General features: G+C 60.7%; 28 protein-coding genes. 7 read left to right on the top strand and 21 right to left on the bottom strand.

All coding sequences use genetic code 11. From position 1 onward, the window contains the following. Position 1: 1 nt before the first annotated feature. From rlmN to thpR, 5 genes are all read right to left on the bottom strand, one after another. Positions 2-1,201, bottom strand: coding sequence for a 23S rRNA (adenine(2503)-C(2))-methyltransferase RlmN (rlmN, locus tag OF122_RS00870; RefSeq protein ID WP_014132401.1), 1,200 nt, complete (start codon positions 1,199-1,201; stop codon positions 2-4). A gap of 121 nt (positions 1,202-1,322) precedes the next feature. Further along, on the bottom strand, positions 1,323-1,673 hold the full coding sequence (locus OF122_RS00865; RefSeq protein ID WP_264226009.1) for a cupin domain-containing protein: 351 nt from the start codon (positions 1,671-1,673) through the stop codon (positions 1,323-1,325). Positions 1,674-1,679: 6 nt separating this feature from the next. Continuing rightward, entirely contained in the window at positions 1,680-2,192 is a 513-nt protein-coding gene (locus tag OF122_RS00860; RefSeq protein ID WP_264226008.1) for an invasion associated locus B family protein, read from the bottom strand. A gap of 95 nt (positions 2,193-2,287) precedes the next feature. Continuing rightward, on the bottom strand, positions 2,288-2,815 hold the full coding sequence (locus OF122_RS00855; protein ID WP_264226007.1) for an invasion associated locus B family protein: 528 nt from the start codon (positions 2,813-2,815) through the stop codon (positions 2,288-2,290). 209 nt (positions 2,816-3,024) lie between these two features. After that, complete coding sequence (gene thpR / locus OF122_RS00850) at positions 3,025-3,564, bottom strand: RNA 2',3'-cyclic phosphodiesterase (RefSeq protein ID WP_264226006.1); 540 nt, start codon at positions 3,562-3,564, stop codon at positions 3,025-3,027. Between the two features lie 249 nt (positions 3,565-3,813). Here thpR and OF122_RS00845 point away from each other — a divergent pair, with 249 nt between their 5' ends. Next, positions 3,814-4,584 carry a Bax inhibitor-1/YccA family protein gene (locus OF122_RS00845; protein ID WP_264226005.1) on the top strand — a complete coding sequence of 257 codons (771 nt, stop codon included), beginning with the start codon at positions 3,814-3,816 and terminating at the stop codon, positions 4,582-4,584. Between the two features lie 98 nt (positions 4,585-4,682). Here OF122_RS00845 and OF122_RS00840 read toward each other — a convergent pair whose 3' ends face one another. The 11 genes from OF122_RS00840 to ffh form a co-directional block, all read right to left on the bottom strand. Further along, complete coding sequence (locus tag OF122_RS00840) at positions 4,683-5,054, bottom strand: DUF2794 domain-containing protein (protein ID WP_264226004.1); 372 nt, start codon at positions 5,052-5,054, stop codon at positions 4,683-4,685. A 354-nt stretch (positions 5,055-5,408) separates the two neighbouring features. After that, entirely contained in the window at positions 5,409-6,143 is a 735-nt protein-coding gene (locus OF122_RS00835) for a DUF1223 domain-containing protein (protein WP_264226003.1), read from the bottom strand. Between the two features lie 38 nt (positions 6,144-6,181). Continuing rightward, positions 6,182-7,627 (bottom strand): protein adenylyltransferase SelO family protein, encoded by a 1,446-nt coding sequence (locus tag OF122_RS00830; RefSeq protein ID WP_264226002.1) that lies wholly within the window; start codon positions 7,625-7,627, stop codon positions 6,182-6,184. Positions 7,628-7,669: 42 nt separating this feature from the next. After that, positions 7,670-8,461, bottom strand: a complete 792-nt coding sequence (locus OF122_RS00825; protein ID WP_264226001.1) for an anti-sigma factor family protein — start codon at positions 8,459-8,461, stop codon at positions 7,670-7,672. 12 nt (positions 8,462-8,473) lie between these two features. Continuing rightward, entirely contained in the window at positions 8,474-8,965 is a 492-nt protein-coding gene (locus OF122_RS00820) for an RNA polymerase sigma factor (RefSeq protein WP_264226000.1), read from the bottom strand. Between the two features lie 49 nt (positions 8,966-9,014). Beyond that, entirely contained in the window at positions 9,015-9,404 is a 390-nt protein-coding gene (locus OF122_RS00815) for a COG4315 family predicted lipoprotein (protein ID WP_264225999.1), read from the bottom strand. A gap of 154 nt (positions 9,405-9,558) precedes the next feature. Next, entirely contained in the window at positions 9,559-10,125 is a 567-nt protein-coding gene (gene rplS, locus OF122_RS00810; protein ID WP_264225998.1) for a 50S ribosomal protein L19, read from the bottom strand. Positions 10,126-10,239: 114 nt separating this feature from the next. Continuing rightward, the gene (gene trmD, locus OF122_RS00805; protein WP_264225997.1) at positions 10,240-10,938 is read right to left on the bottom strand and encodes a tRNA (guanosine(37)-N1)-methyltransferase TrmD; all 699 of its coding nucleotides are present in this window, start codon (positions 10,936-10,938) and stop codon (positions 10,240-10,242) included. Beyond that, positions 10,935-11,504 carry a ribosome maturation factor RimM gene (gene rimM, locus OF122_RS00800; protein ID WP_264225996.1) on the bottom strand — a complete coding sequence of 190 codons (570 nt, stop codon included), beginning with the start codon at positions 11,502-11,504 and terminating at the stop codon, positions 10,935-10,937. Before rimM ends, trmD begins: the two co-directional genes overlap by 4 nt. A gap of 5 nt (positions 11,505-11,509) precedes the next feature. Next, positions 11,510-11,932: a 30S ribosomal protein S16 gene (gene rpsP / locus OF122_RS00795; RefSeq protein ID WP_264225995.1), complete on the bottom strand. Its 423-nt coding sequence runs from the start codon at positions 11,930-11,932 to the stop codon at positions 11,510-11,512. Between the two features lie 40 nt (positions 11,933-11,972). Then, positions 11,973-13,520 carry a signal recognition particle protein gene (ffh, locus tag OF122_RS00790; RefSeq protein WP_264225994.1) on the bottom strand — a complete coding sequence of 516 codons (1,548 nt, stop codon included), beginning with the start codon at positions 13,518-13,520 and terminating at the stop codon, positions 11,973-11,975. A 286-nt stretch (positions 13,521-13,806) separates the two neighbouring features. On the opposite strand from ffh, the gene dapF reads away from it, so the two are divergent. The 5 genes from dapF to OF122_RS00765 are packed head-to-tail and all read left to right on the top strand — an operon-like array spanning position 13,807 to position 18,058. Beyond that, positions 13,807-14,673 (top strand): diaminopimelate epimerase, encoded by an 867-nt coding sequence (dapF, locus tag OF122_RS00785; protein ID WP_264225993.1) that lies wholly within the window; start codon positions 13,807-13,809, stop codon positions 14,671-14,673. Then, entirely contained in the window at positions 14,670-15,932 is a 1,263-nt protein-coding gene (mtaB, locus tag OF122_RS00780; protein ID WP_264225992.1) for a tRNA (N(6)-L-threonylcarbamoyladenosine(37)-C(2))-methylthiotransferase MtaB, read from the top strand. Before dapF ends, mtaB begins: the two co-directional genes overlap by 4 nt. Then, on the top strand, positions 15,929-16,129 hold the full coding sequence (locus OF122_RS00775; RefSeq protein ID WP_264225991.1) for a hypothetical protein: 201 nt from the start codon (positions 15,929-15,931) through the stop codon (positions 16,127-16,129). Before mtaB ends, OF122_RS00775 begins: the two co-directional genes overlap by 4 nt. A 2-nt stretch (positions 16,130-16,131) precedes the next feature. Then, complete coding sequence (ftsY, locus tag OF122_RS00770) at positions 16,132-17,364, top strand: signal recognition particle-docking protein FtsY (RefSeq protein WP_264225990.1); 1,233 nt, start codon at positions 16,132-16,134, stop codon at positions 17,362-17,364. Between the two features lie 4 nt (positions 17,365-17,368). Then, on the top strand, positions 17,369-18,058 hold the full coding sequence (locus OF122_RS00765) for a septation protein A (protein WP_264225989.1): 690 nt from the start codon (positions 17,369-17,371) through the stop codon (positions 18,056-18,058). Positions 18,059-18,163: 105 nt separating this feature from the next. Here OF122_RS00765 and OF122_RS00760 read toward each other — a convergent pair whose 3' ends face one another. Genes OF122_RS00760 through ccmA form a run of 5 tightly spaced genes read right to left on the bottom strand, consistent with a single transcriptional unit; the run spans position 18,164 to position 20,944 of the window. After that, positions 18,164-18,715: a DsbE family thiol:disulfide interchange protein gene (locus OF122_RS00760; RefSeq protein ID WP_264225988.1), complete on the bottom strand. Its 552-nt coding sequence runs from the start codon at positions 18,713-18,715 to the stop codon at positions 18,164-18,166. Then, positions 18,712-18,873 carry a heme exporter protein CcmD gene (ccmD, locus tag OF122_RS00755; protein WP_264225987.1) on the bottom strand — a complete coding sequence of 54 codons (162 nt, stop codon included), beginning with the start codon at positions 18,871-18,873 and terminating at the stop codon, positions 18,712-18,714. Before ccmD ends, OF122_RS00760 begins: the two co-directional genes overlap by 4 nt. Next, positions 18,870-19,640, bottom strand: coding sequence for a heme ABC transporter permease (locus OF122_RS00750; RefSeq protein WP_264225986.1), 771 nt, complete (start codon positions 19,638-19,640; stop codon positions 18,870-18,872). The genes ccmD and OF122_RS00750 overlap by 4 nt, the downstream gene beginning before the upstream one ends. Next, positions 19,641-20,303 carry a heme exporter protein CcmB gene (gene ccmB, locus OF122_RS00745; RefSeq protein ID WP_264225985.1) on the bottom strand — a complete coding sequence of 221 codons (663 nt, stop codon included), beginning with the start codon at positions 20,301-20,303 and terminating at the stop codon, positions 19,641-19,643. Continuing rightward, a complete protein-coding gene (ccmA, locus tag OF122_RS00740; protein WP_264225984.1) occupies positions 20,300-20,944 on the bottom strand; it encodes a heme ABC exporter ATP-binding protein CcmA in 645 nt (214 codons plus the stop codon). The genes ccmB and ccmA overlap by 4 nt, the downstream gene beginning before the upstream one ends. A gap of 219 nt (positions 20,945-21,163) precedes the next feature. On the opposite strand from ccmA, the gene acnA reads away from it, so the two are divergent. Continuing rightward, complete coding sequence (acnA, locus tag OF122_RS00735) at positions 21,164-23,929, top strand: aconitate hydratase AcnA (protein ID WP_264225983.1); 2,766 nt, start codon at positions 21,164-21,166, stop codon at positions 23,927-23,929. Positions 23,930-23,998: the final 69 nt, after the last annotated feature.

Here is a 23,998-nt window from a genome sequence, read left to right as displayed (position 1 = left end):
CTCAGAGCATGAAGGCCTCGCGGTCCTTCTTCTTGAGCCGTTCGGTCTCCGATTTCAGCTGTCCGCAGGCGGCAAAAATATCGCGGCCGCGCGGCGTCCTGACCGGCGAGGCATAGCCCGCCCGGTTGACGATATCGGCAAATGATTCGATCCGGTCCCAGTCCGAACACACATAGTTCGAGCCTGGCCATGGATTGAACGGGATCAGATTGATCTTGGCGGGAATTTTGGCCAATAGCCGCACCAGTTCGCGCGCGTCAGCATCGGAGTCGTTGATGCCCTTGAGCATCACGTATTCGAAAGTGATACGCTTGGCATTGGAAACCCCCGGATAGGTCCGGCAGGCCTCGAGCAACTCTTCGAGCGGCCATTTCTTGTTGATCGGCACCAGAACGTCGCGCAGATCGTCGCGCACCGCGTGGAGCGAAATAGCCAGCATGACGCCGATTTCAGAGCCCGTCGGCTCGATCTGGGGCACGACGCCGGAGGTCGAGAGCGTGATCCGGCGTTTGGAGAGCGAAAGCCCTTCCCCGTCAGAAGCGATGAGCAGCGCCTGTTTGACGTTCTCGTAATTGTAGAGAGGCTCACCCATGCCCATCATCACGATATTGGTGATGGCCCGGCTTTCCCCATGCGGTACCAGCCCGTCGGTCGGCCGGACGCCGCCCGGAAAATCCCCCAGCCGTTCACGCGCCATCATCACCTGGCCGAGAATTTCTCCGGCGGTGAGATTGCGAACCAGCTTCTGGGTGCCGGTATGACAGAACGAGCATGTGAGCGTGCAGCCCACCTGCGAGGAAACGCAAAGCGTTCCGCGATCCGATTCAGGGATATAGACGGTTTCCACTTCGACCGGCGGCATGTTGGGGTGCGCCGGGTCGCGAAAGCGGAACAGCCATTTGCGCGTGCCGTCATTGGAAACCTGTTCGGAAACGATTTCCGGGCGCCCTATGGTAAAAGCCTGCGCCAGATCGGCGCGCAACCCTTTGGCGATATTGCTCATGGCTCCGAAATCGGTGGCCCCATTCACATAGATCCAGTTCCAGAGCTGGCTGGCCCGCATGCGTGAATCGCGCTCGGAAAGGCCGGTTTCGGCCAGTCTCGCGCTGATCTCCTTCTTGGAAAGGCCCAGCAGATCGAGCGGTCCGGATTTTTGCGGACGCGGCACGGATCCATGATCGATATTGAGCGCCAGACTCATGGGCAGCAATTCCAGAAGGACTGTGAGGGTTTCGGGGTATATGGATTTGGGCCAGCCCGATTCAAGACGGCGGCGCGCATCCAGCGCCAGCCTCTAGCACAATCGGGCACGCAGCGCAAAGTCAGAGCGGTTCGTCCTGCCGGTCGCCGCGGGTGCTCGGATGCGAGATGACGAGAAATTCGACAGGCTCCCGGCCGGCATTGAAGGCGCGATGCACTATACCGGGCGCGATCTCGAGACTGTCGTGCGGCGCCAGCTGGTGGATCGTGTCCTCAATTTCCATACCCAGCTTGCCCGACAGAACAAAGAACACCTGCCGCGCGATTTCATGGCGATGCGCCGTTTCGCCCGCGCCTTGAGGCATAAGCTCGTGGATGACATGCAGATCTGAACGCTCAAGCAAATGCCAGCCCTCGCAAGCCTGGCCCCAAAGGTAATGGGCGGCATTGGCTTTGGAGACGGGAGCAATCATCGTCGGCTAACAGGCCCCATCCATCGACCGCCCGGCCGCGGTGGCTCCGGAAAGCGAAAACGTCTGACGCACGCTCTGACCGTCGGCGCTGGTGCCGGTCACCGACATCGTGGAACCGGCGCGAATGGCCTGAACCGCATTTGCCGATTGCGCCGGGTCGGCCATCCATGCGGCATCGCCTTCGGTAAAGAGCTCGAAATCCTGGCTACCCACGGTGAGCGTCGCAGTGCTCTCGGGCGCGAACTGATATCCGGCAACAAGATTGATTTCAGAGCGGATGCCCTGCGCGGGACGGTGGGTGATGTAGAAATAGGCGCCGGTAAATCCCGCAGGCACCGGCTCAGTGTCGGTCGGCCGTGACAGAACGAAACAGATCTGCCCAGCGCTTTCAGTGGTCGCATAAGCCGACCAGGCATTATGTTCACCCAGGATGCGCACCGACTGGCCCAGTGCCGGAGACAGACAGGCTGCCATCGAGAGGGCAGCCAAGGTCACGATGTTGGTGAAACGGAATGCCATGAAAAAGGTCCTAAACGATCTGGGCTGGTTCAAATGCAAAAGGCCGGGCGGACCCGACCTTTGCCAAATTGCTTCTTTTCGCGCAAGCGCTGGCGCTATTGCGGGCATTCCTCGGCCGCCTCGTTGAGGGCGGCGGTGACCCCGCGCAGCGAATAGGTATCCACGGTATTGGTGCCACGCTGGGAGGTGGCGCGAACCACCATGTTCGAGCCAGCCCGCATGGCGCCCACAAATCCCGGCTCGTCTTCGATCGAGGCCAGCCAGCCCGATTCGCCCTGGGTAACCATCGGATAGGACCGGCCATCGACCGAAACCGACGCGTTGGCGTTGGTTTCATGGATCGGATATCCCACGATCGTCGCCACCTCGTTGCGGTTGGTGGGCCGGATGGTGACGATGAAATGAATCGCCCCGCGGTTCACGTTGGTGGGCTCGATCGTCTGGGGCGTCGAGGAGATGTAGCAGATCTTGCCACCCCCATCGGTATCGGTCCACGCCGTCCAGAAGTCGAAGGTTCCCAGATTTGTGGCGGCAAAGGCCGCCGGGCTGGCACAAAACACGACCGCAGTGGAAACCAACGCGGCTACCGTGCGGCGGATATGGCTGCGAAACGCTGGATTCATCGCCAAACCCTTCCCCTTAATCTCTCATACATGCACATGACTGCCGCTCTTTTTGCACCCATTATGGTTACCAAGGAGCAAATACGCGCGGCTTTTCCCGACAGGACACAAACTAGGAATGAATTTGGCCGGAATTTGGCCCGATCATCCAAAGTCTGTGTGTGATATTATGCCCTTGGGCTGCTGAACGCCGGCTGAATGATTTTGCCCTAGGCGGCGAGTGGGTAATCCTGCTCGACAATATAGGGCCCACCCCCCACCGAATCCCGGCTCGAAAACACCACGAACTCATCGACCGAAAACTGCATTGGCGCAAAATGGCCGGCCTGGGCGATGTGGCGCGCCAGATCGGCAGGGCTCGTGTCGCGCAGACGAGCCAGCGTGACATGAGGGATGAACTTGCGGCCGTCGGGATTCAACCCGACCCGCTGGAGTAACCTTTCCTGGCTGGCCTGCAGGCGCACGAGCGGTTCGGTGGGTTCGATGGCGGCATAGAGCGCCCGCGGCTTATTGCCGCCGAAAACCCCCAGATGGGAAATGGTGAGATCGAAAGGCTCGACATCGGCATGCATCTCGAGCGCATCATAGACTTCGGCAGCCATCCGCTGATCGACGTCGCCGATATATCTCAGGGTGACATGATAGTTTTCCGGATCGATCCAGCGGGCGCCCGACAGCCCGCCCCGCTTGAGCGAGAGGACGAAAGCAATATCCTCGGGGATCTGCAATCCGGTAAACAACCTGGGCATGAGCGAAAGCCCTCCATGTCCCGGTCGACCGGCCCGATCCGGCCCGACCGAATCAAAGCCTATCACATCCGCACTCACGGGCGATCAAAAAACCCGTTGCCCCGCCGGAACGACGCGGTTGGTCAACCGGTTTCGCTTGTAATTTCAACCCCTCATCTCCATATTGATGGCCAACTGGCAGGGCCGGGAACGGCATGGGGCCGCTCCGGTCGCCGGAAAGCCAATTTTTAACTGAGGATGGAACGGAAAATGGCACAATACGACCGTCAGACCGTCGCTGGGCGCGTAGGCACGGCCGCCGCCATCGACGAAGGTCTGCGCAGCCATATGCTGCGTGTTTACAACTATATGGGCATCGGCCTGGTGGTCACCGGCCTGATCGCCTTCTTCGGCAATCAGATGGCCGTTACCACCGAGGCATCGGCCGCCGCGGCGCAGCTTGCCAACGGCACGTACCTGACCCAATGGGGCGTTCTGCTCTATACGAGCCCGCTGATGTGGGTCGTGGCGCTCTCGCCGCTTGCTTTTGTGCTGGTGCTTTCATTCGGCATCAACAAGCTTTCATTCGGTGCCGCGCAAGCCACCTTCTGGGGCTTTGCCGCCATGATGGGGCTGTCGCTCTCGTCGATCTTCATGGTCTATACCGATGCCTCGATTGCCAAGGTGTTCTTCATCACCGCGGCCATGTTCGGCTCGATGAGCCTTTACGGCTACACGACCAAGCGCGACCTGACAGGCATGGGTTCGTTCCTGATGATGGGCCTGATCGGCATTATCATCGCCATGGTGGTCAACATCTTCCTGCAGAGTTCGGCGCTTGAATTCGCCATCTCGGCGATCGGTGTCGTGATCTTTGTCGGGCTGACCGCCTATGACACCCAGAAGATCAAGGAAGCCTATGCCGAAAACATCGGCCACGAAGGTCTGGGCAAGCTCGCCATCATGGGCGCGCTGACCTTGTACCTCGACTTCATCAACCTGTTCCTGATGCTGCTGCGCCTGTTCGGCAATCGCGAATAGGAGCGGCGGCGGGGTCAGTGCCGCAGGTGCAATGAGCCAATACAAAAGGCCGCGGATCGATTTCCGCGGCCTTTTTGCTTGCCTGCCGACGGGCGAAGCTAGCGCACCACGTGGAGCTGCGGATCGAGTATGCGCAACACGCTTGAAAGCTCATGGCCGCGCTTGAGGACGCGCCCGTCGCTTCCCATCACCATGTACTGGCCCTGACGTCGGGCGAGCTTGGGGTTCTTCTCGACAACGAACAGCGGTCGCTCCGAGGTGCGTTGATAGATCGAGAACATGGCCCGTTCGCGCCCGAAATCGAGCGCATAATCGCGCCACTCGCCGGCGGCGACCTTGCGCCCATAGACGTTGAGGATCAACGCAAGTTCCTTGCGGTCGAAACTGACGACAGGAACAGGCCGGCTTGGGGAGCGGGTGGGTGAAAAGGGGAAAACATCGCCCTTGTTGCTCTCGAAGCGCTCGCTCAAACCGGGCTCCCTCCATGCGGATGTGACAATCACTTGACGATGATTGCCGCGTTCGGGCGCGCTGGCAAGAGTCAACTGCACGATCGCTTGGCGCAAACTTTCCTCCAATTGACCGGATTTAGGCCACAATCGGACCCCGCTTGCGCCATTTTACGCCGCTAGGATGTAATCATTGCCTCCAGTAGCCGGCCGCTGGGTCCACCGAGCCCCCAAACCATGGATCCAGCTGGCCGGCGCCCCTCCCGGCCTTGCCTCCGGGAAATCCTGGCGCTTTTTGGGAGGCTTCGCGTCCTCCAAATCAATGCCTCCGCTCCCCGGTCTTAAACAGATTCGGGGAGTTTTCTTTGTGCACTGTCAGCGCGTAAACAGCGCGGCGCCGAGGATGCGTCCGGGCAAAGCACCATCCTTTTCCTGAACAATGACAGCTGCAGCATCCGAATTGGATCCCAGAACCTCTTCGAGTGGGATGGTGATCTCGGCGCCCTGTTCGGGATCCCACATTCCAATGGCCTGACGGGCCGTGACAATATGGGTATAGGGTAGCGCCTGCCCCGAGTTTTCACCGCGCTCTATCGTCACTTCGGCCCGGGCGCGATAAGGCACGACCCAGACGACGGCGGGAGACAAGGTGTCATCTGCCGGGGCGCTGAACACCACCGAATCCGATCCATTGATCTCCAGGGTGACGGGCAGCAACGACCTCGCCCGCTCAATCGCAAGCTCGGCTTCCGCCGCATCCGAACCGACAACAGCGCTCTGGCCGTTGATGACCATCTGAGGCGTATAAATCCGGTTTTTGCCCCAGCTCTGAGCGTAACCCTTCTGCAACTCGGTATTGGCCGGCAGGGCGAAAGTGTCTTCCCAGCCGATATAGTCCCAATAATCAATATGATAGGCGAGAGCGATGACGTCTTCACGCTCTCCCAGCCGGGCCAGAAGCCGGTCTGCGTCGGGGCAACGTGAGCACCCTTGGCTGGTAAACAGTTCGACCACCGCATCCGCACCGCCCCGAATCTCGATAGCGCCCGCCGGCAGAGCGACAAGACAGAGGATAAGGGCGAGACGGAGCCGAAGCGAAAGGATGTTCATGGGCGTGTTTTGTACGCGCTCAACCCTGCCCCCGCCAGTCAATTGATGGTGAAAGTTTCAACGCCGTAGGCTCGGCCCATGTCCTCGATCTCCTCGATCGCCGTGGCAAAAGCCGTCCAGTCATCGGCCTGGGCAATCGGAGCCCAAACGGCCTCGACCTCCTCGATCAGCATCGTGCGGGGTCTGGGGCGTTTGAAATAGGGGTGAGAAAGATTGGCATCGGGCGCGAGATCGTAGCCCGCGAGCAGGTCGCGAACCGCCAGAAACGTCTCGCTGCCATAGAGCGCTGCCTGCGGACCGGACAATGCTCTGCCCTCCGAAGCCAGTCCGCCCCGCCAATCAAAGAACACCTGCTCATAGGCCGGGCGTTCCGCTGCCATAAAGGCAAAAAACGCCGACACCAGTTCACCATCGGGCGTCTGTCCGCGAGGCAGCAGTCCCAATCTGCCGATGCTGACCTTTGCAAGTTGGGACTGAAATTCGGGCCAGAAGCGGTTGAGTTCGGGTTCGAGCTTTTCAACGCTGGAAATCGGCACAAGGCATTCGGCCAGGCGCGTAAGATTCCAGGCCATCGCGTCCGGTTGCCGACCGAAGGCATAAAGGCCGGTCTCGTCGAAATAGGCCGCCGTAAAGCGTGGATCATAGGCTGGAAGGAAGCGCCACGGGCCGTAATCGAAGCTCTCGCCGGTGATATTGGTGTTGTCGGTATTGAGCACTCCATGAACAAAGCCTGCCCCGATCCATTGCGCGGTAACCCGTGCAACAGCCCCAGCAACCGCGCCCATGAAGGCCGGAACCCGTGCATCGGCGGCAAGATCGGAAAGCTCGGGGTAATGGTGGGCGATGGAGTGTTCAACCAGTTCGCTCATTCGCGCGTGATCGCCAAGATAATCGAGGCGCTGAAATGAGCCGACACGGATATGGGAATGGGAAAGCCGAACCAGAACCGATGAGCGGGTCGGTGAGGGCTCATCACCGCGATAGAGTGCTTCACCGGTTTCGATCAGCGAAAAGCTTTTGGAGGTTTCAACGCCGAGCGCCTCGAGCATGGTGGTGGCCAGAACCTCCCGCACGCCGCCCTTGAGCGTAAGCCGCCCGTCGCCACCGCGCGACCAGGGCGTCGTCCCCGACCCCTTGGTCCCAAAATCGCGCAGCCTGCCGTCAGCCAGATCATAGCCCTGGGCAAACAAGAACCCGCGTCCATCGCCGATATCGGAGTTGTAGCTCTGGAACTGGTGGCCGTGATAGCGCAGGGCCAGCGGGGTCTCAAAGCTCCCCGGCAACGGAGCAAAACGGCCGAAATGCTTAACCCATTGCGCATCGGTAAGCCCGGCAAGCCCCATGCGCCCGGCCCAACGCTGGTTACGATAACGCAAAACCGCTTGCGGAAAATCGGCCGGTTGGACGGGATCGAAGAAGGCTTCTCCCAATCGGGCGTGTACCTTGGCGCCTGAAAAGCGCGCGCTGGCGTCGAAATCGTTCATATCAGTCCAACGCCCGCCCTTCGCCTGAGGTTCACTCCCCGACTAGATGGTTTCGAAATGCGCGTAAACCTCGCGCGAAATGTCTTCGAGCGAGCCGCGATCGAGAAACCCCGAAATCGCATAGGCCAAAGGTCCGTCGATCCAGCGGAAGGTATTGACCCCTGAATCCGCGGAAAACTGAAATGCCGTATCGCGCGCCCCGGAATTGCGGGCCAACAGGATCGTGGCCCGGTCGCCCTGGGCGTTTTCATACATCAGCATGGCACCCGGCTTTCCCCCGATCGGCAACAGCCGCCCGCCGACAAGCTCGAACCCCAGATCGGCAAGGCTGGGCGCGGTGAAGGGCTTTTCAATGCGGTTGCCCAGCCAGTTGACCAGATGGTCGCGTTCGGACGCATCCACTTCGACCGGATGGCGCACTTCGCGGACATAGGTCAAAAAAACATCCCTCGCCGCCATTTCGAGCCAGGCCGATTCCATTTCGGCCAACTGGGTTTGTGGCGGCTGCATCCAGAGACCTCGGGCCAGATAGCCCGTGCCGCCACCCAGCCCGAACGCGACAACCAGCGCCGCGGCCAGTGCCGGCCAGCCGCCAAAACGCGCCACGGGCCGACGGGCGGAATGGGGGAGGTCGGACATGTCTCCATACCCATAGACCGAAAGAAGCTCGGATAGCGCAGCATCATTGGTGCGCCAGTTTTCCACCTCGTCCGCAAGCTCACTGTTGGCGTCCAGATAAGCCCGAACCTGCGCCCTGCGCTCCGCATCGAGCCTGTCATCGACAAAGGCCTGCAGTTCATCTTCCGAGACTGGTTTGCCGGTTTCACTGGTCATGGGCGTGCGACATCATCGGTTTGAAAGAGAGGTTATGGATTTGTGGGCCAACAGTTCGCTCAATTGCCGGCGGGCCCGCGACAGCCGCGACATCACCGTGCCGATCGGCAGATCGAGAATCTGGGCGACTTCGGCGTAGGCACATCCTTCGATGGCGACAAGCAGCAGAACCGCGCGCGCCTCCGGGCTGAGCGTATCGAGCGCGCGCATCAACGTATTGTGCAGCAATGGGTCGGGCGGCGGCGCATCGTCGGACACGGCCAGCCCGTCATCGATCGGCTGCAGCAGCGGCTGGCGCGCTCTTGTCCTGAGCCGGTTGCGGTTGAGATTGGTCATGATGGCGTAAAGCCAGCTTCGGCCATTCTCGCCCCGCCATTGCTTGCTGTGCTCGACAGCGCGCAACAGTGTGCCCTGAAGGAGGTCTTCAGCCTCTTCCCGATTGCCCGCAAGCCCGTGGGCGTAGCGCCGGAGCGCCGGTAAATGTGTCAAAAGCGCTTCACGCATCCGCTGGTCCCGGCGCGGCCACCAATGGGCCGCGCCGAGTATCCTAGCATCAGGGACGCGCCACGTCCCAATTGCCGCCAACGCCATCACCTGAGGTCATGCCCGGCTCGGTATCGTTGATCCAGTAGTAGAGCGGCCAACCATCCTTGGCCCACATCATCGTGCCGTCGGTACGCTCAACGATCGAATAGGGTTCTTCGGCCATGGCACCTTCCTCGGCGAAAAAGGGCGGCCAGTTGACGGCGCATTGATCATAGCAGTTGGAAACGCCCTCGGCGTCGTTGCGGAAGGTGTAGAGCACCATTCCGTCAGCATCGGCGATCACTTCACCGATGTCGGTTTCGAGCGTCTGAACGTCCGGAGCGGCAAAGGCCGCGCCGGCTGAAAGAACAAGAGCGGCTGCGCCGGTGGCCATTAAAGCAAAAATACGGAAAGTCATTACGATGTCTCCCTTGGTGCATGACAGGGCGTATGCGCCCAGCGCACGCCCTCACATCCATTAGACACCGGTGCCGCCCGATTTATTCCCGGCGCGCACAAAAAAGCCCGGCCAAAAGACCGGGCTTTCAAAAACTGATGCAGAACAAGGAGGCTTATTCGCCCTTGTTCTCCTCGGCGGGTGCTTCGGCAGCGACTGCGGCCTCTGCTGCAGCAGCCTCTTCGGCAGCCTTTTTCTCGGCAGCTTCCTTTGCCGCCAGTTCAGCGGCCAGGGCCTCTGCGGCAGCGACCTTTTCGGCTTCGCGCGCCGCGCGGGCCTCGACGGCAACCTGACGCTCGTCAGCCTCGATCTTCTTGGTGCGGGCATTGGTCGATTCAAAGATACGCGCCGACTTGCCGCGACGATCGCGCAGGTAATAGAGCTTGGCGCGCCGCACCTTGCCGCGCTTGAGCACTTCGATGCGATCGATCATCGGCGAGTGGACCGGGAACACGCGTTCCACGCCTTCGCCATAGGAAATCTTGCGGACCGTGAAGCTCTCCATCAGCCCACCACCGGTGCGGGCAATCACAACGCCTTCATAGGCCTGAAGGCGTTCTTTTTCGCCTTCGCGGATCTTGACCCAGACCTTGACGGTATCGCCGTGAGAGAATTCGGGGATGGCACGTTTTGCAACGAGCGCATCGAGCTGCTCTTTTTCGAGCTGCTGAATGATGTTCATTTCGTTTTCCGTTCTATCTTTTCAAAGGAGCCCTTTTGGGCCCGGTCTTGTTTGGACGGCGGGATGTGCGCATCCCATAGTCGAGCGCGCTATACACGCCATGCGCCCCGGAGTCTAGGGCTTTTGGGTATAGCGAGCCCACAGATCGGGACGTGTTTGCCGGGTCAGGGCTTCCGATTGTTCCCGGCGCCATCTTTCGATCCGGCCATGATCGCCGGAGGTCAGGATTTCGGGGATCTCGCGCCCCTCGAAAATCTGGGGCCTGGTGTACTGCGGATATTCGAGCAGGCCGTTTTCAAAGCTCTCGTCGGCATGGCTTTCCGCCGCGCCAAGAACCCCCGGCAAGAGCCGCACCACAGCCTCGAGCAGCACCATGGCGGCCACCTCTCCGCCGGCCAGTACATAATCGCCGATCGAGACTTCTTCGAGATTGCGCGCCTCGATGACCCGCTGGTCGATCCCCTCGAAACGCCCGCAAACGATCACCGCACCGGGTCCCTCGGCGAGGGCGCGAACCCGCGCCTGGGTCAGCGGCTTGCCACGCGGGCTCATCAGAATTTTCGGGCGTCGATCGTCTGCCGGTGCAACATCGTCGAGCGCTGCAGCAAGAATGTCGGGCCGCAGCACCATGCCCGCGCCACCGCCCGAGGGCGTATCGTCAACCGTGCGATGCTTGTCGCTGGCATAATCGCGCAGAAAATGCGCTTCGAGCGACCATGCGCCCTTTTCCATGCCGCGACCGATGACCGAGGCGCCAAGCGGACCGGGAAAGAGATCGGGAAAAAGCGTTATGACCGAAGCACGAAAGCTCATCGGCTTTCGCCCGGATCGACATCTTCAGGATCGCGCGGCGTATCCTCGAGCCAGCCTTCGGGGGGTACAGCCACGATATAACCATCGGCGATGTGGAGCTCGGGAACGACCGCCTTGGTGAACGGCAGATAGACCGATTTGCGGTTCTCAGCGAGCTTGATGTCCAACAGATCGTCAGAGCCGAAATTTTCGATGGCCGAGATCGTGCCCAGCACGGCGCCATCGGTAAGCCGGACCTCGAGTCCGATCAGATCGGCGTAGTAGAATTCGTCTTCGTCCGGCTCTTCGAGCCGATCGCGGCTGACATAGAGCGAAACGCCATTGAGCTTTTCGGCATCGTTGCGGTCGGAGACGCCCTTGAGCGTCGCGATAACGACATTTTTGGCCAGCCTTGCCTTGGCAATCGAGATCGACAGCCCCTGGCGGTCGGTTTCGAGCGGATCGTAGTCGGCAATGGCCAGAGGGTCTTCGGTGAACGCGGTGATGCGCACCTCGCCCTTGATCCCATGGGCCGCGCCGATGCGGCCCATGAGAATGCGGTCTTCAGGCATTTTGCGCCCGGTCACCGATCTTACTCGGCGGTCGCTTCTTCAGCGGCAGGAGCCTCTTCGGCAGGGGCTGCTTCTTCAGCCGGAGCGGCAGCAGCTTCCTTGGCGGCTTCTTCAGCGGCCTTCTTTTCCTCAAGGCGTTCCAGCGCCTTGGCGCCCGGCTTTGCCTTGTTGGGGTTGTTCTTGGCGGTGCGCTTGAGAAGACCGGCGGCATCAAGGAAGCGCTCGACACGATCGGTCGGCTGGGCGCCGCTCTGCAGCCAGTAGGTGGCGCGTTCGATATCGAGCACGACGCGCTTTTCGTCGCCCTTTTCGAGCATGGGGTTGTACGAACCGATACGCTCGATAACGCGGCCGTCACGCGGCGCGCGCACATCGGCAACAACGACGTGGTAGTAAGGGCGCTTCTTGGAGCCGGCGCGAGCCAGGCGGATCTTGGTAGCCATAGTGTCTTTGTCTTTCTGCTTGGATAGAATTTAAGTCGGTCTACTTCTTTTTGCCCGGCAATCCGGGCAATCCCGGAAGTCCCGGGAATTTCGAGCCGCCAAGTCCGGGAAGGCCGGGCACTCCGCCCCCACCCTGCTTGACGAGCTTGGAAAAATCGTCGGGCAGCTTGGAGGAATCGCCCCCCATCTGCTTTGTCATCTGTTCGATCTGGGCCGGGTCCATGTCGGGCATTCCGCCCATCATCTGCTTGCCCATGCCGCCGAACATGCCCGCCAGTCCACCGGGCCCGCCGCGCGACACCTTTTTCATCATGTCCGCCATCTGGCGATGCATCTTGATGAGCTTGTTGATCTCGGAAACCTCGACGCCCGAACCCGCCGCAATGCGCTTGCGGCGCGAGGCGTTGAGCAGGTCGGGTTTTTCGCGCTCTTTCTTGGTCATCGACTGGATGATGGCGACCTGACGGTCAAAGACCTTGTCGTCGGTGCGGCCATTGGGCAGGTTCTTGGCCATCTGGCCCATGCCCGGCATCATCTTCATGAGCGAGGCCATGCCGCCCATCTTTTTCATCTGCAAAAGCTGGCCCATGAGGTCGTCGAGATCGAACTGACCCTTCTTGAGCTTCTTGGCCATTTTCTGGGCGTCTTCGGCGGTGACGTTCGCCGCGGCCTTTTCGACCAGCGAGACGATATCGCCCATGCCCAGAATGCGGTCTGCGATACGGCTGGGATGGAAGTCTTCCAGCGCATCCATCTTTTCGCCCACACCGATCAGCTTGATCGGCTTGCCGGTGGCAGCCCGCATGGAAAGAGCCGCACCACCGCGCCCGTCACCATCCACACGCGTGAGAACGATACCGGTGATATCGACCCGAGCATCAAACGATCGCGCCAGGTTGACGGCGTCCTGACCGGTCAGGCTGTCTGCCACCAGAAGGATTTCATGCGGATTGGAGACGCGCTTGATCTCGGCGGTCTCTTCCATCAGCTCTTCGTCGATATGGGTGCGGCCCGCCGTATCGAGCATCACCACGTCGTAGCCACCCGTCCTGGCGCTTGAAATCGCGCGCTTGGCGATCTCGACCGCCGACTGGTTGGGGACGATCTCGAGCACATCGACGCCGATCTGGCCGCCAAGCGTCTTGAGCTGCTCCATGGCGGCCGGCCGGCGCGTATCGAGCGAGGCCATCAGGACACGCTTGTTCTGCTTGTCCTTTAACCGCTTGGCGATCTTGCCGGTTGTGGTGGTCTTGCCCGAGCCCTGCAGACCGACCATAAGGATCGGCACCGGCGACGGAGCATTGAGCGAAATGGGCGAGGCTTCCTCGCCCAGAACCGCCACCAGTTCGTCATGGACGATCTTGATGACCTGCTGGCCGGGTTTGACCGAACGGGTGACCTCAGCGCCAACGGCGCGCGTGCCGACCTGCTCGGTAAAAGCGCGCACCACTTCGAGCGAAACGTCGGCCTCGATCAGCGCGCGGCGAACCTCGCGCAGCGCGGCTTGCACATCGGCTTCGCTCAGCGCACCTCTTCCGGTGATCCCGGAAAAGATCTTGCCCAGGCGGTCTGACAGGCTTTCAAACATAGTTCGCTCATTTCGTTCGTGTCAGGATAGATGCGAATATGGGTCCCAAGCGGCCAAATGCAAAACCCACCCGCGGGCGCAACGCGCTGGCGGATGTTGACCGGAAACCTCTCGGGTTGCCTAGTGACTCGCAAATCCATCGTTTCTGACAGAAGGTCGAGGCGGCTTATAAGCAGGCAGGGGAGCGGAGTCAATTGCAGCACGATTGGGTGCAAAGGTGGAAATCGCAAGACTTTTGCGCCATATAAGCCACAGATGCCCCTTGGTTGAGCCCAGAAACCCGAAAATGACCGCGCCACTGCCCTACCTCAAGATGAATGGCCTTGGAAACGACTTCGTCGTTCTGGACGCGCGTGCGCGGGAAATTGCGCTGTCGCGCCAGCAGATCGTCGCCATTTCGGACCGGAAAACCGGCATCGGGTGTGATCAACTGATCGTCATGGAGCCCGACGCGATCGAGGGCGTCGATGTGTTCATGCGCATTTACAATGCCGAAGGCGGAGAGGTCGATGCTTGCGGCAATGCAACACGCTGCATCGCAGCACTGCTCGCCGACGAAACCGGCAGGAACCTCGTAACCATCCGCACCAATGCCGGCATGTTGATCACTCGGATCAACGGCGATCTGGTGACGGCCGATATGGGGGCCCCGCACTTTGAGTGGGATCAGATTCCTTTGGCCGAGCCTTTTGCCGATACAAACGGCATCGAATTGCAGATCGGTCCTATCGACAAGCCGCTCCTGCACACCCCTTCAGTGGTCAATGTCGGCAATCCGCATGCCATCTTCTGGGTCGATGATCTCGACGCCCACGATCTGGCCAAGTTCGGCCCGCTGCTCGAAAATCACCCCATTTTTCCCGAGCGCGCCAACATCACGCTGGCCCAGGTGCTCGCTGATGATCGCATCAGGGTCAAGGTCTGGGAGCGTGGCGCAGGACTGACGCTGGCCTGCGGCACCGCCGCCTGTGCCACTGCCGTGGCTGCGGCCCGCAAGAGGCTGACCGGGCGCCAGGTGACGGTCGAGCTTCCCGGCGGCCCACTCGATATTGAATGGCGGGTTTCCGACGATCACATCCTGATGACCGGCCCCTGGACACTGGACGGCCAAGGCATCATCCCGCCTGCCCTTTTGGGTGAGGATGCCGCATGAGCATAGAGACCATAACCTTCGGGTGCCGGCTCAACGCCTATGAATCCGAGGTGATGAAGGCCGAGGCGCAAAAATCCGGCCTGGAGAACGCAATCATCATCAACACCTGCGCGGTGACCGCCGAGGCTGTGCGCCAGGCCAAGCAGACGATCCGCAAGGCGCGGCGCGAGAACGCCGACGCCAGGATCATCGTCACCGGCTGCGCGGCGCAGACCCAGGCACGCGATTTCGGCGACATGGCCGAAGTCGATCTGGTGATCGGCAACAACGACAAGCTCAAGTCTGAAAGCTATCGGCCCATCGCGTTCGGCGTGCCGCTCAACGACAAGGTCCAGGTCAACGACATCATGAGCGTGACCGAAACCGCCGGCCACCTGATCGACGGGCTCGACGGGCGGGCCCGTGCTTTCGTTCAGGTCCAGAACGGCTGCGACCACCGTTGCACCTTCTGCATCATCCCTTTTGGACGCGGCCCATCACGCTCGGTACCCATGGGGGTCGTGGTCGACCAGATCAAACGCCTTGTGGACAATGGCTACGCCGAAGTGGTCCTGACCGGGGTCGACATCACCTCCTATGGCGGCGATCTGCCCGGCTCGCCAACACTGGGCAAGCTCACCCAATCGATCCTGAGGCATGTTCCGTCCCTGCCGCGCCTGCGGATTTCCTCGATCGATTCCATCGAAGCCGACCCCGCGCTCTATGACGCCGTAACAGATCCGCGCCTGATGCCGCACCTGCATCTCTCGCTGCAATCGGGCGACGATATGATCCTAAAGCGCATGAAACGCCGCCACAGCCGCTCCGATGCACTTGGGATCGTGGAAAAGCTGCGTGGCTTGCGGCCTGACATGGTGTTCGGCGCCGATATCATCGTGGGGTTTCCAACCGAAACCGAAGCGATGTTTGAAAATACGCTGCGCTTCGTGACCGAGGCGGGCCTGACCTATCTGCACGTCTTCCCCTTTTCCCCGCGCGAAGGCACGCCGGCAGCAAGGATGCCGCAGATTTCACGCCGCGTCGGAAAGGAGCGCGCGGCACGGCTGCGTGCACTGGGCGAAACCCAGTTTGCCACCCTCTGCAAGTCGCGCATCGGTCATAGCGAAAACGTCCTCGTCGAGCGCGAAGGGATTGGGCGGACGGAACAGTTCGTGCCTGTAAAGCTTTCCGCTGGTAAGCCCGGCGAGATCGTTTCCACCCTTATAAACGGCGCCGATGCGGCCGGGCTCATCGGAGAGCCCGAAAGGCAAGCAGCATGAGCACCAAGCTCCCGCCCCAGACCGCAAAAGACATGCTCGATCAGGATCGCGACAAGAACAGGTCCGAAACCGAACGCGTCTTGGACCGCAGCTCGCGACACAGCGACAAGCCGAGCGGCGAGCAAACCTCATCAAGCGAAGACAAACTCAAGCGCGCGGCCGAACAAAACGACCGGCGCAACAGGACTGACGGATAGGCATGGCCGAACCAAAAAAGCCCTCACTATGGGATCGTATGCTCGGCCGGACACCCGCGCCGACCGAGCCCGAACCGACGACATCCGCTTCTGAGGACGAGGATTCCCGCGACGCGGCACCACCCGAAATGCAGGCCGAATGGCTTGAACGGGGCCATCCCAATCCTCCCGAGCATGAGCCGCCCACGCCGGACGATGTGACCGACCCCCTTGAGCGGCCCGATGCCATTGAAGACAAAATTGCGTCCGACCCGGAAGAGCCCGCAGCAGGCGAACCCGAGCCGGCCGCCGCCCCCTTACCAGCTGAACCGGCAGAGCCGCGGAACTGGCTTCAGCGCTTGGGCGCCGGTCTCAAACGGTCTTCTGACAACCTCACCTCTTCGATCGGAGCAATCTTCACCAAGCGCAAGCTCGATGAAGCAACGCTGCAGGACCTCGAAGACACCTTGATCGCCGCCGATCTCGGCATAGATACGGCAATGGCGATCACCGACAAGCTGCGCGCCGACAAGTTCGACAAGGACGTCTCCCTCGAAGACGTGCGGGCCGTTCTCGCTGCCGAAGTCGAGGCGACGCTCGGCCCTGTGGCTGTGCCGCTGTCTATCGATGGCACAAGCAAGCCCTTCGTGATCCTCATGGTCGGGGTCAATGGCTCGGGCAAGACGACAACCATCGGCAAATTGACGGCCAAGCTCAAGGCCGAAGGCAAGTCGGTGCTGCTGGCCGCCGGCGATACGTTTCGCGCTGCCGCTGTCGAACAGCTCCAGGTCTGGGGCCAGCGCAACGACGCTGAAGTTATGACCCGCCCGACCGGCGCGGATGCCTCGGGTCTGGCGTTCGACGCCGTGGCAAAGGCCCAGGACACCGGGACCGATGTCGTCATCATCGATACCGCCGGGCGCCTGCAGAACCGTGTTGAGCTGATGGACGAGCTCGAAAAGATCATCAGGGTCATCAAAAAGCGCGATCCGGACGCGCCGCATGCCACGCTTTTGACACTCGATGCCACGACAGGCCAGAATGCCCTTAATCAGGTCGAAATCTTCGGGCAAAAAGCAGGTGTAACCGGTCTTGTGATGACCAAGCTCGATGGAACGGCGCGCGGAGGCATCCTGGTCGCCATCGCCAGGAAATTCGGACTGCCCATCCATTTTATCGGCGTCGGGGAAGCGATCGGCGACCTCGAGCCCTTCAGGGCCTCAGATTTCGCCCGCGCGATTGCGGGCAAGGAGTAAATTAATGGCTGAAAGCCAACCCAAATCCGCCGAAGCCGGCATCGAGGATCTCAAGCCTGCACTGACGAAGCTCTCGCTTGAGCTGGGCCCGCTTGTCGTGTTCTTTCTTGTCAATGCCCAGGGTGAGAACATCCTTGAGGCTTTCCCGGTGCTTCAGACCTGGTTCAGCCAGCCGATCATCTTTGCGACCGCCGTCTTCATGGTGGCCATGACGATCTCGCTGGCCCTGTCCAAGCTGATCCTCAAGACCATTCCTGTCATGCCGCTGGTCACCGGCGTCGTGGTTTTGGTGTTTGGGGGGATGACGCTCTATTTTCAGGATGCGTTGTTCATCAAGCTCAAGCCCACGATCACCAATGTGCTGTTTGGCTCGGTGCTGCTCGGCGGTCTGGCCTTCGGCCATTCCCTGCTCCGCTACGTATTTGGCGAGGTCTACAAGCTCCAGGACCGCGGCTGGTATCTGATGACCCTGCGCTGGGGCCTGTTCTTTTTCGTGCTCGCCGCGCTCAACGAAATCGTGTGGCGCAATTTTTCCGACGATTTCTGGGTGGCCTTCAAGGTCTGGGGCATCATGCCGCTGACCATGGTTTTCGCCATGAGCCAGCTGCCCCTGCTCAATAAATACGCCCCAAGTGAAGAGCCGGCGGCGAACCCTGTCAAGGCAGCCGCCGAAGGCGCTCAGACCGAGATGTAAATTCTAGATCAAATCCGCTTTTCTTCGAACCGCGGACTTGATCTAGCTGGTCGTTTCGTCGCGCGTCCGAACCGCAAAACCGTTTCCACTTTTGCTGGACGCGCTTCAGGCGGGCGTGCGCGCCGCTTCGATGGCCGGGAGGAGCACGTTCTCGTAGCTCTCCTGGTCGAGCGGACCGACATGCTTGAACCGGATGATGCCTTCATTGTCGACAACGAAGGTTTCCGGTACGCCATAAACGCCCCATTCAATGCCCACCCGGCGATCCCGATCCGCGCCGACCCGGTCATAGGGATTGCCCAGTTCGGCCAGAAAGGCTCGGGCGTTCTCAGCCGGATCGTCATAGTTGAGACCGTAGATCTTGACCGGCTCTTGAGCGAGTTCCATCAGGAACGGGTGCTCCGCACGGCATGGCACGCACCAGGACGCAAAGACATTGACGACCACCACGCCATTGCCGGTCAGATCAGCGCTGGCAAACCCTGGCTGGGCATGCCCATCGACAGATGCGAGAGCGAATTCGGGCACGGGTTTGTCGATGAGTGCGGACGGCACGAAACTCGTCGAACGCCCCATCTGTGAGGCAAAAACGCCAAGCAAAGCCGCAAGGACAATGAGCGGCAAGACCGCCAGCCCGATCCTGACCGAAGGTTTCATTGCGGTCTGCGCGCCTGCCGCGCCGCCTCGAGCATGGCCGCACGTGCTTTTGCAGAGCGCGCCGAATAAACGGTCCAGCCAATAAGCCCACCGACAACGATAATCGTTCCGGCATAGGCTGCAGTGATGAATTCCCAGTGCTGGCCGAGATCGATCATGCCTGCTCTCCCGCGCGAGTCTGAGCCAATTCCAGCGAGCGAATGCGGCGCCTGGTGATTTCGGTGCGCATGCGCACCAGATGCAGCGTTACAAACAGAAGCGAAAACGCGAGCGTCATCACGAGCAACGGCACGAGAATTGAACCATCGACAGTCGGCCCGTCGGTCCTGAAGACCGAAGCGGGCTGGTGCAAGGTCTGCCACCAATCGACCGAGAACTTGATGATCGGAATGTTGATGGCCCCCACCAGAGTCAGAACCGCAACGATCCGGGCTGCCTTGAGCTGATCGTCAAAGGCCCGCCACAGGGCGATGAGGCCGAGATAGATGAACAGAAGAACCAGCGTCGAGGTCATCCGCCCGTCCCACTCCCAGAACGTGCCCCAGGTGGGCCGGCCCCACATCGATCCTGTGAAAAGGGCCAGCGCAGTGAAGGCCGCACCGAGCGGAACCGCCGCCTTCTGGCTGACATCGGCCATGGGATGGCGCCAGACCAGCGTTCCGATGGCCGAACAGAACATCACCGCATAGCAGAATTGGCTGAGCCACGCGCTGGGCACATGCACATACATCATGCGCACCGTATCGCCCATCTGATAGTCCGCCGGGGATGCAAAGAACGAAAAATAGAGCCCCACCGCAAAGGTCAGTGCCGTAACGGCCGAGAGAGGCAGGACAAAATGGCGCGACCACCCCATGAACATCCCCGGATGGGCGATGCGGGTGAACCATCCCGGCTCGGCGGGTTTGGGTTGGGTTTGAACCATCTATTCCCCGGAAATCTTCAGCGCCAGCGCCGCGGCGAACGGTGCAAGCGTTACGCTTAAAAGGCTGAGTGCGCCGAGCAGCAGCAGCGCCTGCGACGATGCACCCAGCCGCGCTACATCAAACGCACCTGTACCGAAAATAAGCACTGGCAGGCTCAGCGGCAAGACAAGAACCGGTGCAACCAGCCCTCCGCGCTTGAGGCCAACTGTCACAGCCGCCCCGATGGCCCCGAACGCGGCCAGCGCCGGTGTGCCGAGCGCCAGAGATAGGACCGCCAGCCAGAACCCCTGGCCGTCCAGCCCGAGCATCAGCGCCAGAATGGGCATGGCAAGAATCAACGGCAGGCCGGTGAGAAGCCAGTGCGCCACAAGCTTGGCGGCGACAACCATTTCGAGCGGAATGATCGCGTGCCGGAAGACCGCCAGGCTTCCATCGTCGAAGTCGCCGCGAAACAGGCGCTCATTGGACAAAAGCTGCGCCAGAAGCGCCGCGACCCATATGATGGCCGGCGCCAGTTGGGCGAGAAGTGGCCGATCCGGCCCCACAGCGAACGGCATCAGGACGCCGACAATGACAAAGAACAGCACCAGAGTCAGAATGTCCCCACCCTGGCGCAAACCAAGACGGAGATCGCGAACAATGATTGCGGCCAATGGCTTCATTGCGCCAATCCGCCCAATTCGAGCGTCCTGGTGTTGCCCTCAACGGTGATGTCGAGGTGGGTGGCAATGACCGCAAGCCCGCCCTCTTGCAGGTGATCTGAAATCAAGGACCCCACCCAGGCCGATCCGGCGGTATCGAGCGCACTTGTCGGTTCGTCGAGCAGCCAGAGCGGACGGCGGACGGCAATCAGGCGTGCCAATGCAAGGCGCCGGATCTGCCCGGCTGAAAGCAGCCCGGCATCGATACTGCCCAATCTATCCAGCCCAGCCCGAAACAAGGCCGCTTCGACGTCTGCAGCCTTGTCATCGAGCAGATCGACCCAGAATTGAAGGTTCTCGGCGACGCTGAGCCCCGCTTTTATCGCAGGCGCGTGCGCGACATAATGCAAATGTCCGTATTTCGGCGCCTCGGGATCAGATCGCAGGTGCTCAATGCGTCCCGCGACGGGATCGAGTAGCCCAGCCAGGGCCATCAGCAAGGTGCTCTTGCCGGCCCCGTTGGGGCCCCGCAGCATCAGGGCCGTTCCCGCCTCGAGCGAAAAGCTCAACTCTGTCAGAATGGCCCGCCCGCCCCTGCTGAGCGACAGGGCGTTAACGCCAAGGCCAGTTTCCGGCATGCGGGAAAGCCCTTCATTGATCATGCCAAAGCTCTATTGAACCAAAGTCCGGGCTGGCAAGTGCAAATTGGATTCATTATAGAGAGGGCGAAAAAGGTGGGGGAGAACTTATGCTTTCCCGCTTCATGCCTCCGGACGAGCCGGTGGCCATTGCAGCGTTGCACTGTTTTCGACGCGAAATTGGCCGCTTGGCCCGGTCTCAATCGGGGGTACCCGCAACCCTATTGAGACAAGGCGGACCGCGTGACCGAGACATCCAATAGCTTTAAGACCAAAACGAACCTCACCGTTGGAAACAAGGCCTATACGATCTTTTCGCTCGCCGAGGCTGAAAAGAACGGACTGGATGGTATTTCCCGCCTGCCCCATTCCCTCAAGGTCGTTCTGGAAAACCTGCTGCGCTTCGAAGATGACCGCACCGTCAAGGCTGCCGACATCAAGGCCGTGAAGGCCTGGCTCGACGACCGTGGCCGCGCCGGACACGAAATCTCCTATCGCCCTGCCCGCGTTCTGATGCAGGACTTTACCGGTGTTCCCGCCGTTGTCGATCTGGCCGCCATGCGCGATGCCACCGCAAATCTCGGCGCCGACCCCCAGAAGATCAACCCGCTGGTCCCCGTCGACCTGGTCATCGATCACTCGGTAATGGTCGACTATTTCGGCACCCCTGGTGCGTTCGAGCAGAACGTCGAAAAGGAATATCAACGCAACGGCGAGCGCTATGAATTTTTGCGCTGGGGCCAGTCGGCGTTTGAAAACTTCCGCGTTGTGCCTCCCGGAACCGGCATCTGCCATCAGGTCAATCTCGAATATCTGGCCCAGACCGTCTGGACCAAACAGGAAAACGGCGAGGAAATCGCCTATCCCGACACGCTCGTGGGCACCGACAGCCACACCACCATGGTCAACGGTCTGGCCGTTCTGGGCTGGGGCGTTGGTGGCATCGAGGCTGAAGCCGCAATGCTGGGCCAGCCCATTTCCATGCTGATCCCGGAAGTCATCGGCTTTAAGTTCACCGGCAAACTGCCCGAAGGCACTACGGCGACCGACCTTGTGCTGCACGTTGTCGAAATGCTGCGCAAGAAGGGCGTTGTCGGCAAATTCGTCGAATTCTTCGGCGCCGGCCTTTCCAACCTCTCGCTCGAAGACAAGGCGACCATCGCCAACATGGCGCCCGAATACGGCGCGACCTGCGGCTTTTTCCCGATCGACAAGGAAACCATCAAATACCTCAACGATTCGGGCCGCGAGCCCGATCGGGTGGCGTTGGTGGAAGCCTATGCCAAGGAACAGGGCATGTTCCGGTCCGACAACGACGAAGATCCGGTCTTTACCGATACGCTCGAACTCGATCTTTCGACCGTCGTTCCCTCGCTTGCCGGCCCCAAGCGCCCTCAGGACCGCGTTGCACTGACCGATGCCTCGACTGCCTTCGTCAAGGCGCTCGAAGACATTACCGGCGGCCGCAAGGTGTCGCCCGAGCCGGAATCCAGGGGCGACTCGCGCTATATCGATGAGGGTGCCACCGGCGTCCATGATACCCCCGAGGATAGCGAAAACCATGGCTATGCCGTCAACGGTGCCGATTATCGGATTTCCGATGGCGACGTCGTGATTGCCGCAATTACCTCGTGTACCAACACGTCCAATCCTTCAGTGCTCATCGCCGCGGGCCTCGTGGCCCGCAAGGCGCGCGAAAAGGGATTGAAGCCCCAGCCCTGGGTCAAGACCTCGCTCGCTCCCGGCAGCCAGGTCGTTACCGAATACCTTGAAAAGTCGGGACTGCAGGAAGACCTCGACGCGATGGGCTTCAACACTGTCGGCTATGGCTGCACGACCTGCATCGGCAACTCGGGCCCGCTCGACGAAAACATCTCCAGGACCATCAACGACAATGATCTGGTTGCCGTTTCGGTCTTGTCAGGCAACCGTAACTTCGAAGGCCGCGTCAATCCGGACGTTCGCGCCAACTATCTGGCCTCGCCCCCGTTGGTCGTCGCCTATTCACTGCTGGGCAAGATGACCGCGGACATCACGACCCAGCCTCTCGGCACCGGGTCCGATGGACAGCCTGTCTATCTCAAGGATATCTGGCCCACTTCGACCGAAGTTGCCGAAGTTCTGCGCTCGGCAATTTCGGTGGACATGTTCAAGCGCCGCTACGGCGATGTGTTCAAGGGCGACAAGCGCTGGCAGGAAATCAAGGTCGACGGCGGCGAAACCTACAAGTGGAGCTCCTCATCCACCTATGTTCAGAACCCTCCCTATTTCGAGGGCATGACCATGGAACCCAAGCCGATCACCGATATCGAGAACGCTCGGGTCCTTTCGATCTTCCTTGATTCGATCACCACCGATCACATCTCCCCCGCCGGCTCGTTCAAGGCGGGCACGCCCGCGGGCAAGTACCTGATGGAGCGGCAGGTCAAGCCGATCGACTTCAACTCGTTCGGCGCGCGTCGCGGCAATCACGAAGTGATGATGCGCGGCACCTTCGCCAACATCCGCATCAAGAACCAGATGCTCGACGGAGTCGAAGGCGGCTTTACCAAGTCTCCCTCGGGCGAAGTGGTGCCGATCTATGATGCGGCCATGGAGTACAAGGCTCAGGGCACACCGCTGGTGATCTTTGCCGGCAAGGAATACGGCACGGGCTCGTCACGCGACTGGGCGGCCAAGGGCACGACCCTGCTTGGCGTTCGCGCCGTGATTGCCCAGAGCTTCGAGCGTATCCACCGCTCGAACCTGGTGGGTATGGGTGTTTTGCCGCTGGTCTTTGAGGACGGCACCTCCTGGCAGTCGCTCGGCATCACCGGCGACGAGACAGTCTCTATCCGGGGGCTGACCGAAATCGAGCCGCGCCAGACGCTCGAACTCGACATCACCTTTGCCGACGGCCGCAAGGAAATCGTGCCGGTTCTTCTGCGTATCGATACGCTGGACGAACTCGAGTACTACCGCCATGGCGGTATCCTGCAATATGTGCTGCGCAATCTGGTTGCCGCATAACAGGCATTAGGACGACAAAGAAAAAGGCGGCCAATGGCCGCCTTTTTTCCTGCCGAAATCTGACACTGA

It is taken from the genome of Pelagibacterium flavum, from assembly GCF_025854335.1.
Lineage (GTDB): Bacteria > Pseudomonadota > Alphaproteobacteria > Rhizobiales > Devosiaceae > Pelagibacterium > Pelagibacterium flavum.
The sequence above is the reverse complement of the archived record's forward strand: the minus strand, read 5'-3'. Positions and strand labels throughout refer to the sequence as shown.